Genomic DNA, 16,538 nt, shown 5'->3' with positions numbered 1-16,538 from the left:
TGGACAAGAGGTGAACAGGTTGCATGATGATCCGCAGAAACGGGAAATAACGAATCGGCGTCATTTCTCGTTTCGTTTGAACTTTTTCTTCTTTATCGTATTTGGACTATTTAGCGTTCTTATTATTCAGCTTGCTATCTTGCAGTTCGTCGAAGGCCCGAAGCTGAGTGCGCAAGGCAGCCAGAAGAGCACCAGAAGCGTGAAAATCGCTCCGATCCGCGGCAATATTTACGATTCGTCCGGCAATCCGATTGCCTATTCGACATCAACGCAATCGCTCTATTTCACGATTTCGCCCGATTTCAAGGACGGGGACGCGGAAGCCATAGCGGCAAAGCTGGCTGCCGTTTTTAAAGATAAAGGCGATAAGACTCCTGAAAAACAAATGACGGTCGAGGATATTATCCGTCAGATGGACTTGGATTTCCGGCGGAACACGATTTCTACCCCTCGGCGGATAAAAACCGGCTTAACGGAGCAGGAGATCGCTTACTTTAGCGAACACAAGTCGGAATTCAAAGGGATCGATATCGTTGAGGAAAGCGTGCGCAATTATACGAATGATTCGGTAGCTGTGCAATTGGTCGGCTATTTGAAAAAATTCAGAGGCGTCCGCGATACGCTCGATTTCTACAAGGATAAAGGGAACGAAGAGGATCCGCAGCTTCAATATCTGGATGACGAGGACGTTGGTTTTGACGGCCTTGAATATATGTACCAGGATATTTTGCGCGGCAAAAACGGTCTGAAAACTTATCCGGTTAATAACGCTGAGCGGATCATAGGTCCCGTACAGATTACCAACCCGAAAAAGGGCGATGACCTGTACCTGACGATCAACCGCAACGTGCAATTAACGACGGAGCAGGCAATTGTCGACCAGATTAAGAAAATCAGCACGTCGACCAATAAAGCAGAGCGTGCCGAATACGCGAAGATCGGCTTCGCCGTCGCGATGGAAGTAAACACCGGTAAAGTCGTCGCAATGGCGAGCATGCCGGATTACGACCCGAATATTTGGGCGGGCGGCAAGATCAGCAACGAAGACTATAAAAACTTCTCTTCTGTTCTAAACAACGGGACGATTAGAGAGGTATTCCCTCATTACGAAACCGAAAAAGAACGGAATCAGCATCCGTCGTCCTTGGTACCTCCCGGCTCGACGATGAAGCCGCTGTCCATTCTGATCGGTTTGAATGAGAAGCTGTTTACGACGACAAGCACGTATTACGATAACGGCGCTTACTTCTTTGGCGCCAAAGGCCATGAAGTACGGATCGGCAACGCCTCGAACCATGCTTACGGCTTGCTGGACCCGGCATCGGCGATTGCCCATTCCTCCAACCCGTTTATGGCGAAGATGGTAGGCAACAATCTTTATGAGAAATACGGCAAAAAAGGCGTCGACGTGTGGGATAATTACATGAAGCAATTTGGGCTTGGCGTCTTGACCGGCAGCGGTCTAAGAGGCGAATCCAAAGGCACGATCGACTACTACCACGAGCAGCAAACGGCCAGTTCCCAGTCCGCTCTTGTGCGGGCGGCGTTTGGCCAGCAAGCGCGTTACACGCCGCTGCAGCTCGTGCAATACGCGTCCATGCTCGCAAACCACGGCAAGCGGATGAAGCCGCAATTCGTCAACCAGATTAAAGACGCGGACGGCAATGTGGTTCAGACGTTTAAGCCGGAAGTACTGAACACGGTCGAGTTCCCCGAAGCTTATTGGAACGAAATCGAGGACGGCATGTCACGGGTTAACGTTCAAGGCTTTGATGGCGTAACGTACACGTACGAGAGGAAAACAGGTACGGCACAGTCTGACGTAGCCGGCCGCCGTGCGGATAATGCGGTATTTATCGCTTATGCGCCAAGGGAAAATCCGAAGCTGGCCGTAGCGGTTGTTATTCCGGACGGCGAGTTTGGCGGCTGGGGCGCGGCTCCAATCGCACGGAAAATTTTCGATGCTTACGATTACGAGGTTGGCTTGAACGGCACGCCGGGCAAGCTGAAGGACCAAGCGAACAATACGGCAAATACCGGTACTAACGGTACAACGGGTACAGCCCAATAATAAGAAGCGCTGTGAAGCTGTTTCCGGAGATTCGAAAAAGAATCTTCGGGAGCAGCTTTTTTTTGAAACTTTATATAGACAAATTTCGTAAGAAATGTTGCATCAGTGAAACACTTTTGAATAGTATAAACAAAGAGGCGTTGAGCTAACTAATGTTCGTCCAGTCAAAACACGGGTAAAACTCAAGGATGGGGGAAAGGGTATGCGGTTTTCGAAAAAGCCAAACTCCGCGATAAAGCGGTTTATAATGACCCTGTTATTTTTGGCGGTAAGTGCTTTACTGGTAACGGCCTGCGGGATCGGGGAGCACGACGGATATGCGGGCAAGGGAAAATTGAAGGTAACGGCTACAACCGGCATGATTGCCGACGCGGCCCGGGAAATAGGCGGAGAGGATGTCGTGGTTACCGGACTGATGGGCTCGGGCGTTGACCCGCATTTGTATAAGGCGTCCTATGGCGACGTGAAGAAGCTTGACCGGGCGGACATTATTTTTTATAACGGGCTGCATCTGGAAGGGAAAATGGCGGAGATGTTCGAGAAGCTGGAGAAGCGTAAGCCTACCGTAGCGATCTCGTCTCGCATACCGGAATCGGAGCTGCGGTCGTTCCCGGGCGGAGGCAGCCAAGCGCATGACCCTCATATCTGGTTTAACGTGAAAATGTGGATTTCGGCGGCGGAGGTGATCCGGGACAGTCTCGCGGAAAAGGATCCGGTTCATGCGGAGGGGTACCAAGCACGGGCTGCTGCATATATCGGGAAGCTGGAGGAGCTGGACCGTTACGTTACCGAGCAAATTCAATCGATTCCGGAGGAGAGAAGGATACTCGTGACCGCCCATGACGCGTTTGGTTATTTTGGCGACGAATATGGACTTGAGGTCACGGGGCTGCAAGGAATGAACACCATGTCGGAGTATGGCTCGAAGGATGTCAGCTCCTTGCGCGATTTTTTGGTGGAGAACAAGATCAAAGCGGTCTTTATCGAGTCCAGCGTGCCAAAGAAAGCGATTGAGTCCGTCATCCAAGGCGCGCGTTCGATGGGACACGAGGTAACGATTGGCGGCGAGCTTTTCTCCGATGCGATGGGGGAAGCCGGTACCGTGGAAGGAACGTACATCGGGATGGTCAGACATAACGTGGACACCGTTGTTCAGGCGTTGAGATAAACGAAGGAAAGGGAGTGTTGTTCATGTCAGAAGCACAAGTACAGCCTGCATTATCCGTAAGGGAGCGGGAGGATGCCGCACCTCCATTAACGATAAGAGGGCTTAGCGCGGCCTATCAGAAAAAGCCGGTATTGCGCGGCGTCTCCTTCACCGTAACGGAAGGGGAGCTGATTGGAGTTATCGGCCCTAACGGCGCCGGCAAATCAACGATGATGAAGGCTGCGCTTGGTCTTATTCCCCGACTTGGCGGAGAGGTGCTCGTATACGGCAAGCCTTATAAACAGCAGCGCAAGCTGGTTGGCTATGTGCCGCAGCGCGAATCCGTCGATTGGGATTTCCCGACCAATGCGCTGGATGTCGTTATGATGGGCAGGTACGGACATCTTGGCTTATTCGGACGCCCGGGTGCGAAGGAGCGTGCGATTGCAATGGAATGTCTGGCCAAGGTTGGCATGGCGGACTTTGCCTCCCGCCAGATCAGCCAGCTGTCCGGCGGGCAGCAGCAGCGGGTATTTCTCGCCCGCGCGCTAGCCCAGGATGCAAGCCTGTACTTTATGGATGAACCGTTCGCCGGTGTGGATGCCGCTACGGAGAAGGCTATCATTACGCTGCTGCAGGAGCTGAAGCGGCAGGGAAAGACCGTTATTGTCGTCCATCATGACCTTGCGACGGTAGAAGAATATTTTGATTCCGTCCTTTTGCTGAATGTAGAGCTCGTTGCGTACGGCAAGACAAAAGAGGTGTTTAATCAGGAATTGCTGCAGCGCACGTATGGCGGCCGACTAGCGTTCCTGGACAGAAACAGCCTGGCGAAGACGGACAGCGCGAAAGGGTGAGTGAACGGATATGAATACGTTATGGACGCTTCTCCAGGATCCGAACATGCAGTGGATTCTGATCAGCTGCACGCTTCTGGGGCTGAGCAGCGGCATTATCGGCTGCTTCTCCTACCTGCGGAAGCAAAGCCTGATGGGCGATACGCTCGCGCATGCCGCCCTTCCGGGTATCTGTATTGCTTTTATGCTGACCGGTACCAAGTCCATCTTGTACTTTCTGATCGGAGCGGGCCTTGCCGGGGTTGCGGCAACCTTCGGGATCGGCTGGATTACGCGGCATTCGCGCATTAAGCACGATGCGGCGATGGGTATCGTATTATCCTCTTTCTTCGGCCTTGGCATTGTCTTGTTGACCCTTGTCCAGCATGGCGGCTACGGCAATCAGGCGGGGCTCGATAAATTTTTGTTCGGCCAGGCGGCTTCAATGGTAGGCTCGGATGTTCTAACTCTGTCGATCGTGAGTCTCCTGCTGGTGACGATCTGTTACTTCTTATTCAAACAGTTCAAGCTGGTGTCTTTTGACCCTGGGTTCGCGAAAGGAATCGGCTATCCCGTCGCGCTGCTGGAACAGCTGCTTATGTTCCTTATGGTTGTAGCGGTAGTCGTAGGCATCCAAGCTGTGGGAGTCATTCTGGTTGCTTCCTTGATCATTACGCCGGCGGTATCCGCCAGGTATTGGACGGACCGGCTTGGCGTCATGGTGGTCGTATCCGGCCTGTTCGGCGCGATTAGCGGGGCTTCGGGAGCGATCGTCAGCTCGACGGGAGACAGCCTGCCGACCGGTCCGCTTACGGTGCTTGCGGCAACCCTGCTGTTTGCGCTATCGCTATTGTTCGGCACCAAGCGGGGGATTCTTGTCCGGAGAATGGTGCAGCAAAGAATGAAGCGGTCGCTTGGCTATGGCTATGAGGAGCAGGCGGCGACTGCTTCCGTGGATGATCGCTTGAACAAGGAGGCGTCGTTATGAGCGACTTCTGGATTCTGTTAACCGGGATGCTGGTGGCAAGCTGCAGCGGGATATTGGGCGCTTTTCTTGTTTTGCGCAAAATGGCCATGATCGGCGACGCCATCAGCCATTCCGTCATGCCGGGTATCGTTATCGCTTTCCTGCTAAGCGGCTCGCGGGATTCGCTGCTTATGATGGTTGCCGCTATGGCCTGCGGCTTGTTTGCCGTCTTCCTCATTCAGCTCTTTCAGAACAAAGGCGTACAGGCAGACGCCTCGATCGGAGTCGTATTTACCGCTCTGTTCGCGATTGGAGTCCTCCTGGTCAGCCTGTTCGCGCGGCAGGTCCATCTGGACCAGGATGCGATTCTTTACGGCGAAATCGCTTATGTGCACTGGAACACCTGGATCGTAAACGGCGTGGATCTTGGACCCAAAGCGGTATGGCTGCTTGGCGTAACGCTGATCGTAATTGTGACGGTAATCGGCTTGTTCTATAAGCAGTTCAAGCTTTGCTCCTTCGACCCGGCGCTGGCCGCGGCCTGCGGCATTCCGGTAGCGCTGTTCCATTACCTCTTGATGGGAATGGTGTCGATGGCTACCGTCAGCTCGTTCGAAAGCGTAGGGGCCATTCTCGTTGTCGGGATGCTGATCATCCCGGCGGCAACCGCCTATCTGCTGACCGACCGGCTGGGCCGGATGATCGTACTCAGCGTAGGCGTCGGCATGCTAAGCGTCTTTGGCGGTTACGGTGCCGCCGTCATGCTAGATGCTTCCATTGCAGGCTGCATCGTATGCGCGGCAGCCGTGCTGTTCGCGCTGGCCTTCCTGTTCTCGCCTTCGCATGGCATCGTAGCCAAGAAGCTCCGCCTTCGCAAGCTTGCGGCTTAATAAATTAAGCATTGCTCCCCTTTCTTTCGGCAACCGAGGAAGGGGATTTTTTTATGGACTAACGATCCAATTCGTTGAACCCTTCGGGCTTGTCCCAACGTTTAAAACAATATCAAACGCTTCATTTGGAATCTCCCTAATCTGTGCTAAAATATTGCATAGTAGAAACAGGCAGGAGGATACCGAGCATGGGGAATTACAAATTAGTCGCACTCGACATGGATGGCACGCTGCTAAATGACCAGAGCGAGATCAGCGAGGAGAACGCGGAATGGATTCAACGGGCGCTGGATGCCGGCATTACGGTCAGCTTTTCCACGGGCCGGGGCTTCCGCGGGGCGCTTCCGTTTGCGGAGCAGCTGAAGCTGGAGACTCCGATGATTACGGCCAACGGCAGCGAGATTTGGCAAAAGCCGCATGTGCTGCACAAACGCACCTTGCTGAGCCCGGTATACGTCAAGCTGCTGCATGAGCTCGCGCTGAGGCATGCGGGAACCTGGTTCTGGGCTTACTCGACAACGGGCATTTACAACCTTGAGAAGTGGATCGACCCGTCAACGACGTATGAGGACCATCATTGGCTGAAGTTTGGTTATTACACGGAGGATGATGTTGTCCGCAATCGCATTCTCGAGGAAATTACCGAGTGGGATGCGCTTGAGATTACGAATTCCTCCACTGAGAACCTCGAGCTTAATCCGAAAGGAATCACGAAGGCCAGCGCGCTGCGCGAATTATGCGTCATGCTTGGCATCGAGATGTCGCAGGTTGTTGCGGCGGGAGACAGTTTGAACGATATTGCGGCGATCCGCGAAGCGGGACTTGGCGTAGCGATGGGTAACGCGCAGCAGGCGGTCAAGGATGCGGCTGACGCGGTGACGCTCACCAACAACGAGAACGGCGTTGCCGAGATCATCAAACAATATGTATTGAAAGGTTGATGCCTAAGTGGATATTTTAGGCTGGTCGCTGGTTGTCATTTTATTCGTAGTCGGGATGGCCGGGGCCGTCTGGCCGATTCTGCCGGGAGTTTTCGCGATATACGGCGCTTTCTTCGTTTATGGCTTTTTCTTCTCGTTCCAGCCGTTTGGCTGGGTGTTCTGGACGGTGCAGACCTTAATCCTCATCGTTCTGGTTATAGCCGACCATGCGGTCAGCGCGTGGGGGGTTCACCGGTTCGGGGGTTCCAAGGCCTCTATCATCGGCAGTACGATTGGGCTTATACTAGGTCCATTCGTTATTCCTGCCTTTGGCCTTATTATTGGGCCGTTCGCCGGGGCCGTTATCGGGGAACTCGCGGTGGGCTCCAATATCGAGAAATCGTTTAAGGTCGGCATCGGCTCATTGGTCGGGTTATTGACCAGCGTCGTTGTCAAAATCATTCTTCAGGCAGCAATGATTGCGTTATTTATTATTTGGTTAATGGCCAACTAAGGAGATGGAGCAAATGGTAAAAGTAACGGTATGGAACGAGTTTCTGCACGAGAAGGAGCATGAAGAGGTAAAAGCGGTGTATCCAAGCGGCATTCATAACGCGCTTGCCGAGGGGATCCGCTCGGAGGGCATCGAGGTTCAAACCGCAACGCTGGAAGAACCGGAGCATGGCCTTACGGAAGAAAAGCTGAACAACACCGACGTTCTGATCTGGTGGGGACATATGGGCCATGACCGCGTAGACGATGCGATCGTGGAGCGGGTACATCAACGCGTAATGGACGGCATGGGACTGATTGTCCTTCACTCCGGCCATTTCTCGAAAATTTTCAAAAAGCTGATGGGTACGGGCTGCGACCTGAAATGGCGCGAAGCCGGCGAGAAAGAACGGATCTGGACCGTTAATCCGGCCCATCCGATCGCTGCGGGCATTCCGGAATACGTAACGATCGACCATGAGGAGATGTACGGCGAGCATTTCGACATTCCGGCTCCGGACGAGCTGGTCTTCGTAAGCTGGTTCGAAGGCGGAGAAGTGTTTCGCAGCGGCTGCACCTTCTTCCGCGGACAAGGCAAGATTTTCTACTTCCGTCCGGGTCATGAGACGCATCCGACCTACTATCATCCGCAGGTGCTGCAAATTATCCAGAACGGCGTGAAGTGGGCAGCTCCATCCCAGGCAGGCAAGCCCGTTCGCGGCAACCATCAGCCGCTCGAGCCAATCAAAGGCGAGGCTTAACCTGCTTCAGGCAAGTCATTATAGAAAGAGAAGGACAACATGAAAAAAGATTCTCTTATAAAAGGTACGTTAATTCTGGCGGCAGCCGCGCTGATTGCCCGGTTTTTAGGGATTTTTCAGCGGGTTCCGCTGGACCATATCCTTACCGAGAACGGCGGGCTTTATTTCGCTGTCGCGAACAACGTGTACTTGACGCTGCTAGTCGTGGCCACCGGCGGTCTTCCGAGCGCCATCAGCAAGATGGTATCGGAGCGTTACGCGCTCGGCCGCGAGCATGAAGCGAAACGGGTCTATCAGGCCGCGCTGCTCTTTGGCGTCGTAACCGGCATCATCCTGACGATTGCTTTGTACATTGCGGCTCCGTATTATGCCGTGCATATCGCCAAGACGCCAGGCGCGGAAGTAGCGATCCGCGCGGTTGCGCCAACGCTGCTAATTTTCCCGATTATCGCGATGATGCGTGGTTACTTCCAAGGCCGTCAGTTCATGATGGCGGGCGGCATGTCGCAGATCGTGGAGCAAATCCTGCGCGTTATCGTAGGCGTGGCGCTCGCTTATTATGTGGTCTCGATCGACTGGGGCGAAAAATGGGGCGCAGCCGCCGCATCGTTCGGCAACGTGATTGGCGGCGTGGGCGCTTTGCTTGTCATGCTGTATTATGCGGCAAAGCTGCGCCGGGGCGACCTCGCAGACCGGCCGGCGGTGGATATCGAAGCGGTCAAGGCCGCAGCCAAGATTCCTTTCCGGTCCATTTACCGCGAGATCTTCACGATGTCCATTCCGATTGTCATTACGGCGATGACCGTGCAAATTATTTATACGTTCGACTCGTCCTTATTCGTCCGTCTAACGGAATCGTATTACGGCTATCATGACGCGCTGCTCGTATTGCGAGATCTCAGCTTCAAGGCTCAGACGGTTGCGGGTATTCCGCCGATTCTGGCCATCGCGCTCAGCACGTCGATCATTCCGGTAATTTCATCGGCCTATTCCTTGCGGAATATGGCTGAGGTGGAGCGCCAGACCTCCCTCGTTATGCGGATTGTCTTGTTCACCGGCGTACCGGCAGCCTTAACGCTCGCAGCCGCATCGTATTCGGTTACGGGACTTATCTTCACGGGACCTAGAGGTTACGGCATCGTTGCCGCTCTGACGGCGGGCACGATCTTCCAGATTACGATGATGACAAGCAACTCGATTCTGTTCGGGCTTGGAAAAGCCCGTATCCCGATGATGAATACTTTTGTGGGAATCGGGCTGAAAATCCTGTGCAGCTACGCGCTTGCCCCGATTTATGGCGTATACGGCGTTATTATGGCGACAAGCGTCTGCTTTGTCGTTATGACATGGATGAATATCGAGGCGATCCGCAGGGAAGTGAAGTTCACGGTGCTTGGCAGCCGGTGGCCTTCTTACCTGGTAACCATCGTTGTATCCGTGGCGGCAGGATGGGGAACCGAGGTGGGAATCCGGCATCTGCTTGGCAGCTGGCCGGATAAGCTGACGTATCTGGTCTCCGCCGTCGCGGCCGGCGCCGTGATCGGAGTCCTATACCTGTTCCTGCTTGTGCTGCTCCGCGTCGTTACAATGGAGGATGCGAAGTCCTTCCCGGGGCCGCTGCGTAAGCTGTTTGTTCTGCTCCTGAAGGTGCTGGGACGCACGCAGGCGCAGAAAGAACGACATTAATTCTTTAATTTCCATACATTTACAACCTCCCTGAACCTCGGGTACAATAGATAGAGTTATAGGTCTATTAATCTATCTACTACTGGCTGTGAAGGGAGATTTGTAAATTGAAAAGTCTGAAAAGATTCAAGAGGGGGCTCATCCTGATTTTGGCGCTGACGCTTGTCATCGTTGCGGGCTGTCAGGCGATTCAGGGCGTGGACTTTAACACCGTATTGAAAAATACGCTCAAAGTGACCTCTGCGGAAAGCAAGCAGTCGGTAGAACTGAAGCTTCTCATGAACGAAGAAGCGTATGAAGGAATGCCTGAAGAAGATATCGCTCTCATGAAATTATTCTCGAACATGAAGCTACAGTTGGATAACGTAAAGGTTCAGGATGCAAGCCACGCGTCCTATGCGGGCAAACTGATTTTCGGCGATAATGTCAGCATTGGCTTCTCGATCAAGCAATCGGATACCACCGCGGTTATCGAGGTGGAAGGCGCGAAGCTTCCAATCGTGCTTGACGTGACGGGAGCCGGCATAGGCTCAATGCTGGGTACGGCTAAGCTTGACGAAACGGCTGCAGGCTCGGATGATGAATCGGTAACGGCAATCGGCAAAGAAATGATGGACAGCGCAACGTCCTTCTTTATCGACAATCTGCCTAATCCGGACAAAATCTCGGTGAATGCGGTTCAAGAGCCTATCAATGGCGTTAACACATCCCTGTTCCATGTGAAGGCGGAGATGAGCGGCACCGAGATCTGGGCATGGATCAAGAAATACGTGGACGTTCTCGCAAGCGACCGCGAAGGCCTTGAAACGTTCGTGAAAGAAATCGTGGCGATCATGAGCAGCCATCCGGAGTTCTGGGAAGAAATCGGCATGAATCCACTCGAGCAAACCGGACTGGATATGCCAACCACGGATGACATGATGAAGGAAATGACGGACGAGCTTGAAGCTACACTTGTTTCGCTTCAGGAAGAGCTGAAGGCGATGGAAGAAGAGGGCGGAGAGGATCTTAAAGCGATCTTCAACGATGACTCCTCGATTAAAGCGGAGCTTTACGTGGACAGCAAGATGGATATCCGCAAACAGGTTATTGACGTTACGCTGAAACCTAGCGATCAAGCCTTGTTCCCGCTTGACGGTCTCTCGCTGCGTATGGAGAGCGAGCTGTGGAACGTTAACGGCAAGGTAGAGGCTGATACGCCGGTAATCCCTGCACAAGCTATCCATTCCGATCAGCTGGATACCATGCAGGGCTATCAGTTCCTACGCATGTTCGACAAACAATCGGCTGCTTACTCGCTGCTTGATAAGCTGGGCCTTGGAGAGCAGACGGTCGAGCTGTCCGTCGATTCTCGTTTTAACCCGGCCATTGTTACTCCTAAATACGTAACCATTATTCCGTTGCGCATCACTGCCGAACAGCTTGGCGCTTCGGTGAAATATGATAAAAAGACGAAGAATGTTACAGTCTATGACGAGGCGACCAATACGACGATCGTCCTGAAGGAAGGCTCTGACCGCGTAACGGTAAACGGCAAACCAGCGACTTGGTCGTTCGTAGCCAAAACCGTTGACGGCACCCTGTACGTAGCGGGACGCGATTTCGCGAACGCGCTTGGAGCGAAAGTTCGTTGGGATGACAGCTGGGGCAGCGATACCTTTGTCATCGAGCGTGCCGTACATTAATTTATTTGCAAGAGCAGGGAGGATGACAACGATGAACAAACTGACAACGGACGCAGCCTTCCGGGAAGCCGTCCAAGGCGACGGGGTTACGGTGGTCGTCTTCAAAACGACATGGTGCCCGGACTGTCACTACATCGATCCGTTTATGCCGGACGTAGAGCAGCAATACAGCGGCAAGATCTCGTTCCATGAAATCGACCGGGACGAATTGCCCGATCTTTGCTCCGAGCTGAACATTCTTGGCATTCCAAGCTTTATTGCTTTCCGTAACGGCAAAGAGCTGATCCGTTACGTGAACAAGCTGCGCAAGACGCGGGAGGAAATCGAACAGTTTCTGGACCGGGCGGTGCAGGTGGCAGACGCATTACCCCAAGATGAATAAATGGCAATCGTGCGGCTTCAGGAACTCCTTCCGAGCCGCACTTTTTTATGCCCGCGCATCATTGCCACGGAACTGTCACACCCTAGGAAGTGTCACATTTTCAACATGGCTTTTGACCCCTATAATGGCTATAATGAGGTGACAACAAAACCCGAAATAAGGTGATTTTATTATGGTTACCGGCCGTTTTCGCGCGCTTGCTCTCGCATCGTGCATCGGAATGCTTTTTGTTCTTCTTGCCGGAGCATTAGTTACGAATACCGGATCCGGACGCGGATGCGGTGATGATTGGCCGCTTTGCAACGGTAAATTTATTCCTGCGTATACAATGGAAACCGCAATCGAATTTTCCCATCGTCTGATTACCGGATTTGAAGGACTGCTCGTCGTGGCAGCCTTTATTGCCATATACCTGCTGTTCCGGAAAAACAACGCGGATTATAAAGAGCCGCTTATCTATGCAAGCGGCGCTCTGCTGTTCACGGTCATTCAAGCGCTTATGGGCGCGGCTGCTGTCGTATGGTATCAGTCCGACGCCGTTATGGCTATTCATTTCGGCATTTCCTTAATTGCATTTGCCTTTACCTTGCTGCTCGTTGTATGGTCGTATCGCGCAAAAGACGGCAGGCCCGCGGAATTTACGGTGCCCCGCGCGATTTATCCCCGGATGCTGGCCGTAACCATCTTCTGTTACATCGTTGTTTATCTCGGCGCGTTTATCCGCCATACCGAGTCAGCAGGGGGATGCCTGGGCTGGCCGTTATGCAACGGCGAGGTGGTGCCTGAGCTTCAAGGCGCGACGGCAGCTGTTTTTATCCATCGTTTAGGTGCACTTATTTTTGGTCTTGCTCTAATTGGTCTATATATCCATGTCCGCAAAATCAGCGGCAAAGGCAAAGGTCTTACGAAATCCGCCGGCTGGGCTCTCGTTCTCGTTATCGCTCAAATTCTGAGCGGTGCGCTGCTGACGGAGACAATCGGCAACGATGACTGGTTCCTGTTTACGAACCTGCTTCATAATTTAATTATAACGGGCTTGTTTGGGATATTGTGTGATATGCTGATACGTTCCTGGCGGCTGCGGGAAGGACGGGAGAACGCTTGAGTTTTCAAAACCTGCGTGAATTTGTAGAGGTATTAAAAAAAGAGAAAGATCTGCTTGTTATCGACGCGCAAGTAGATCCTTATTTGGAGCTGGCGGAAATTCACCGCCGCGTTATCGAAGAGGAAGGACCGGCACTGCTTTTCACCAACGTGAAGGGCAGTCCTTTTCCCGTTCTGACGAATATGTTCGGGACAAGCCGCCGTGTTGACCTCGCGTTTGGTACACGCCCGGAAGAAATCATGAAGCAAATCGTTGGCGCTGCGGACCGTATTATGCCGCCAACGCCAAAAGCGATATGGGGCGAGAAAAAGCTGATCTGGGACATGATGAAGGTAGGCATGAAGGAAGTGCCAAGCGGCACGGCGCCCATTCTGCAAGTGTTGAAGCGTCAGAATCCGCTGGCCGGTCTGCCGCGCGTAACAAGCTGGCAGGAGGACGGCGGTCCGTTTATTACGTTGCCTCTTGTCTATACGGAGAGCTTAAAATCACGCAAAGCGCATAATCTAGGGATGTACCGCATGCAAATCTTTGACGATTCAACGACCGGCATGCACTGGCAAATACATAAAGGCGGCGGCTTCCACTATCATGAAGCCGAACAGCGGAACGAAGCGCTGCCGGTATCCGTCTTTCTCGGCGGACCGCCGGCCTTGATCGCTTCCGCGATTGCGCCGCTTCCGGAGCATTTGCCGGAGCTCTTAATGGCTTCGCTTATCCTAGGCGGCAAGCTGCCGGTTGTATCCGACCCGCACGGCAAGCACCGCATTCCGGCGGAAGCCGAGTTTGTCATCAGCGGACAAGTGCCGCCGCATCTCCGCCGTCCGGAAGGTCCGTTTGGCGATCACTTCGGTTATTACTCGCTTATCCATGATTTCCCGGTCTTTAACGTCAATCATGTCTGGCACCGCAAGGATGCGATTTATCCGGCGACGATTGTGGGCAAGCCCCGTCAGGAGGATTACTATCTGGGCGAATACTTGCAGCGCCTTCTGGCACCGGCCTTCCCAATGGTTATGCCGGGCGTGCATGAGCTCTGGGCATACGCGGAAGCCGGCGTACACGCGCTTGCCGCAGCCGTTGTCCGGGAATCCTATTCCCGCGAGGCGCTGTCGACAGCCTTCAGTATTTTGGGCCAAGGCCAGCTGACCTTGACCAAATTCCTGATGCTGACTGATCAGCCGATTGACCTGTCTAAGTTTGACGTATTGCTTGAGACCGTGCTTGAGCGGTTCCAGCCGCAGACGGATCTGTTTGTATTCGATGAAACCTCCCATGATACGCTGGATTATACGAGCGGTAAATTCAACCACGGCAGCAAAGCGGTTATGCTTGGCGTCGGCAAGCCGGTCAGAGAGCTGCCTTCCAGCTATGAAGAGGGCGTTATCGATGAAATTACGAACGCTCAGGTATATTGCCGCGGATGTCTCGTTGTATCCGGCGCATCCTATGAAGCAGAGCCGCAGCTTGCAGAGCGTCTCTTGACAAGGCTGTCGGAGCGCGGTACGGAATGGCCGCTTGTTATTCTTGCGGACGATGCAAACGTTGCGCATGGGCAAACGTCCTTCTTGTGGACGGTGTTCACGCGGTTTAATCCGGCGGATGATATTTACGCGAATGCCGAAATTCGCCGTCATCATTTTGGCTACAAGCTGCCGATCGTTATCGATGCGAGAATGAAGCCGGGCTATCCGGCAGAGCTGTTCGCGCGCGAGGATATTACCAAGCTGGTTGACAGCAGATGGAACGAGTACTTCAAATCCTAAGTTGCGAAGAGAGGCGGGGATGGCCGATGCTGCGTTTTCTATTTGATGAACCGGAAAGAGAGCCGCAAGGCCGCCTTGCGGAAACGTTACAGCTGATGAATCAGTATATCGCCATTCTTCATGAGAAGATCGAAGCGGGCAAGGACAACGACCACAAGCTCCGTACGTACGAAGTGTGGACGAAGGGCTTAGTCGCTTCCTTGAACGAAATCGAGCAAAGCTGCTACGCGGCCAGGCGGTTTAAGGAGAAGATCAAGTCCCCTTCCGTCAGCCAGATGTCGGAGGAGGAAGGGCTCAATTACCAGCGCTACGTTTATTTTGACAAAAACGCGTTTATCCGCATTTTTGCCTTGCTGGATAAGCTGAGCATCTTTCTTAATGACATCCTTGATTTGAAAACGGAAAAGATAAAGCCGCATTTCTCCTACTTTACGGTTCTGCGCAATATGCGCGACAAGAAGGCGCATCCGGATTTGACTTGGAAGCTGAACGACATCAAGGAGAGTCTGAAGGAACCGATGGGACGGCTGCGGAAGCGCCGCAACACCGAAATTCATTACATGAATACGGAGATGCAGGATGATCTTGCGCAAGCTCATAAAATGTACGGACAGGAAGTGCAGTTAGAAAATATCGAGGCACAATCGGACGATCTCCAGCATGGACTGCAAATGGTGACAGGATCATTACGCCTAACCTTTGACTATGCTTGCGGACTAATACGAACCAGGTAGGCTAAATCGCGGGGAGGAATGCGCGTGGAGCTGATGGGCAGAACGGCGCTTGTAACCGGAAGCGCCAAAGGGCTTGGCAAACGGACTGCATTGCAGCTCGCAAGTCTTGGCTGCAGCATCGTGTTAAACTATCTGGGGAGCAGGCAGGAGGCGCTGGAGCTTCAGCGCGAGATTGAGCGGCTTGGCGTAAGAGCAACCGCCATGCAAGGCGATATATCCGTTCCGGCAGGGGTAGCGCAGCTGGCAGCCGAAGCGGAAGCCTGGAATGGCGGCATCGATATCCTAGTGAACAACGCGGGCCCGTTTATACGCGAGCGGCGCTTGTTTGCGGATTATAATGAAGACGCTATCATTCAATTGTTAAATGGCAATTTGCTTGGCGTGATGCTGCTGGACCATAAGCTGCTTCCGGGCATGCGCAAGAGGGGCTGGGGGCGCATTATCCATCTGGGCTTCGGACACGCGGACGAAGCCAGAGCGTGGCCTCATAGGGCCGTTTACGCCGCGGCGAAGACGGGTCTCGTCTCCTTCACCAAGTCGCTCGCGGTCGAAGAGGCGCCTTCCGGCATTACCGTCAACATGATTGCGCCCGGCGATATCCGGGGCTTGAACAAGGAACGGACGATTGACGAGGCGGCTTGCGAGAAGGAATTCGAGTCGCCGGTCGGAAGACCGGGAACCGGGGAAGATATCGCGAGAGTGATTGGCTTCCTTTGCCAGTCGAGATCGGATTATTTGACCGGCAGCATCATTAACGTAACCGGCGGATTTGATGCGATTCGATCGAATATTATCGGGTTATAAGGAACAAAAAAAAGAGTCTTGCCAGCTTGAAGCGGGCAAGACTCTTGCATTTTAGAATACCTGAACAACTTCCTGTACGCCTTCAACTTCCTCGAGCAGCGCGCGCTCGATACCGGCTTTCAGTGTAATTGTCGAACTTGGGCAGCTTCCGCATGCACCCATCAGACGAAGTTTAACGATGCCGTCCTCTACGTCTACCAGTTCAACGTCACCGCCGTCGCGTTGCAGGAACGGACGCAATTTATCCAGTACGTCCAATACTTCGTCGTACATTGTATCTTGTGCTTGACTCATT

The 16,538-nt window shown here is 53.2% G+C and carries 16 protein-coding genes; 15 read left to right on the top strand and 1 reads right to left on the bottom strand.

Annotated features, from left to right (window positions below; translation table 11 throughout):
* Nucleotides 1-19: 19 nt before the first annotated feature.
* The 15 genes from FHT67_RS17960 to FHT67_RS17890 all read left to right on the top strand — a co-directional run bounded on the left by FHT67_RS17960 (nt 20) and on the right by FHT67_RS17890 (nt 16,243).
* Complete coding sequence (locus FHT67_RS17960) at nt 20-2,071, top strand: peptidoglycan D,D-transpeptidase FtsI family protein (RefSeq protein WP_167200421.1); 2,052 nt, start codon at nt 20-22, stop codon at nt 2,069-2,071.
* A gap of 202 nt (nt 2,072-2,273) precedes the next feature.
* Complete coding sequence (locus tag FHT67_RS17955) at nt 2,274-3,239, top strand: metal ABC transporter solute-binding protein, Zn/Mn family (protein ID WP_167200418.1); 966 nt, start codon at nt 2,274-2,276, stop codon at nt 3,237-3,239.
* A gap of 23 nt (nt 3,240-3,262) precedes the next feature.
* The gene (locus FHT67_RS17950) at nt 3,263-4,075 is read left to right on the top strand and encodes a metal ABC transporter ATP-binding protein (RefSeq protein WP_132307930.1); all 813 of its coding nucleotides are present in this window, start codon (nt 3,263-3,265) and stop codon (nt 4,073-4,075) included.
* Between the two features lie 10 nt (nt 4,076-4,085).
* Nucleotides 4,086-5,042 (top strand): metal ABC transporter permease, encoded by a 957-nt coding sequence (locus FHT67_RS17945; protein ID WP_132307928.1) that lies wholly within the window; start codon nt 4,086-4,088, stop codon nt 5,040-5,042.
* Nucleotides 5,039-5,911 (top strand): metal ABC transporter permease, encoded by an 873-nt coding sequence (locus FHT67_RS17940; RefSeq protein ID WP_167200415.1) that lies wholly within the window; start codon nt 5,039-5,041, stop codon nt 5,909-5,911. The genes FHT67_RS17945 and FHT67_RS17940 overlap by 4 nt, the downstream gene beginning before the upstream one ends.
* Before the next feature lie 188 nt (nt 5,912-6,099).
* Nucleotides 6,100-6,852: a Cof-type HAD-IIB family hydrolase gene (locus FHT67_RS17935; RefSeq protein ID WP_132307924.1), complete on the top strand. Its 753-nt coding sequence runs from the start codon at nt 6,100-6,102 to the stop codon at nt 6,850-6,852.
* A gap of 7 nt (nt 6,853-6,859) precedes the next feature.
* Nucleotides 6,860-7,345 (top strand): DUF456 domain-containing protein, encoded by a 486-nt coding sequence (locus FHT67_RS17930; RefSeq protein ID WP_132307922.1) that lies wholly within the window; start codon nt 6,860-6,862, stop codon nt 7,343-7,345.
* Between the two features lie 13 nt (nt 7,346-7,358).
* A complete protein-coding gene (locus tag FHT67_RS17925) occupies nt 7,359-8,084 on the top strand; it encodes a ThuA domain-containing protein (protein WP_015846412.1) in 726 nt (241 codons plus the stop codon).
* A gap of 39 nt (nt 8,085-8,123) precedes the next feature.
* Nucleotides 8,124-9,770, top strand: a complete 1,647-nt coding sequence (locus FHT67_RS17920) for a putative polysaccharide biosynthesis protein (RefSeq protein WP_167200412.1) — start codon at nt 8,124-8,126, stop codon at nt 9,768-9,770.
* Nucleotides 9,771-9,877: 107 nt separating this feature from the next.
* Complete coding sequence (locus FHT67_RS17915; RefSeq protein WP_167200409.1) at nt 9,878-11,455, top strand: copper amine oxidase N-terminal domain-containing protein; 1,578 nt, start codon at nt 9,878-9,880, stop codon at nt 11,453-11,455.
* A 31-nt stretch (nt 11,456-11,486) separates the two neighbouring features.
* Nucleotides 11,487-11,837 (top strand): thioredoxin family protein, encoded by a 351-nt coding sequence (locus FHT67_RS17910; RefSeq protein WP_132307916.1) that lies wholly within the window; start codon nt 11,487-11,489, stop codon nt 11,835-11,837.
* A gap of 172 nt (nt 11,838-12,009) precedes the next feature.
* On the top strand, nt 12,010-12,942 hold the full coding sequence (locus FHT67_RS17905; protein ID WP_132307914.1) for a COX15/CtaA family protein: 933 nt from the start codon (nt 12,010-12,012) through the stop codon (nt 12,940-12,942).
* Nucleotides 12,939-14,705, top strand: a complete 1,767-nt coding sequence (locus FHT67_RS17900; protein WP_167200406.1) for a UbiD family decarboxylase — start codon at nt 12,939-12,941, stop codon at nt 14,703-14,705. The genes FHT67_RS17905 and FHT67_RS17900 overlap by 4 nt, the downstream gene beginning before the upstream one ends.
* Before the next feature lie 26 nt (nt 14,706-14,731).
* Nucleotides 14,732-15,439: a Cthe_2314 family HEPN domain-containing protein gene (locus tag FHT67_RS17895; protein WP_167200404.1), complete on the top strand. Its 708-nt coding sequence runs from the start codon at nt 14,732-14,734 to the stop codon at nt 15,437-15,439.
* A gap of 33 nt (nt 15,440-15,472) precedes the next feature.
* Complete coding sequence (locus tag FHT67_RS17890; RefSeq protein ID WP_243867325.1) at nt 15,473-16,243, top strand: SDR family oxidoreductase; 771 nt, start codon at nt 15,473-15,475, stop codon at nt 16,241-16,243.
* Between the two features lie 51 nt (nt 16,244-16,294).
* Here the strand turns inward: FHT67_RS17890 and FHT67_RS17885 are convergent, their stop codons facing one another.
* A complete protein-coding gene (locus FHT67_RS17885; protein WP_015846404.1) occupies nt 16,295-16,537 on the bottom strand; it encodes a NifU family protein in 243 nt (80 codons plus the stop codon).
* Between the last annotated feature and the right edge of the window lies 1 nt (nt 16,538).

It is taken from the genome of Paenibacillus sp. BK720, from assembly GCF_011761545.1.
Classification (GTDB): domain Bacteria; phylum Bacillota; class Bacilli; order Paenibacillales; family Paenibacillaceae; genus Pristimantibacillus.
Note: the sequence above shows the minus strand (reverse complement) of the source record. Positions and strands in the feature narration are given on the sequence as shown.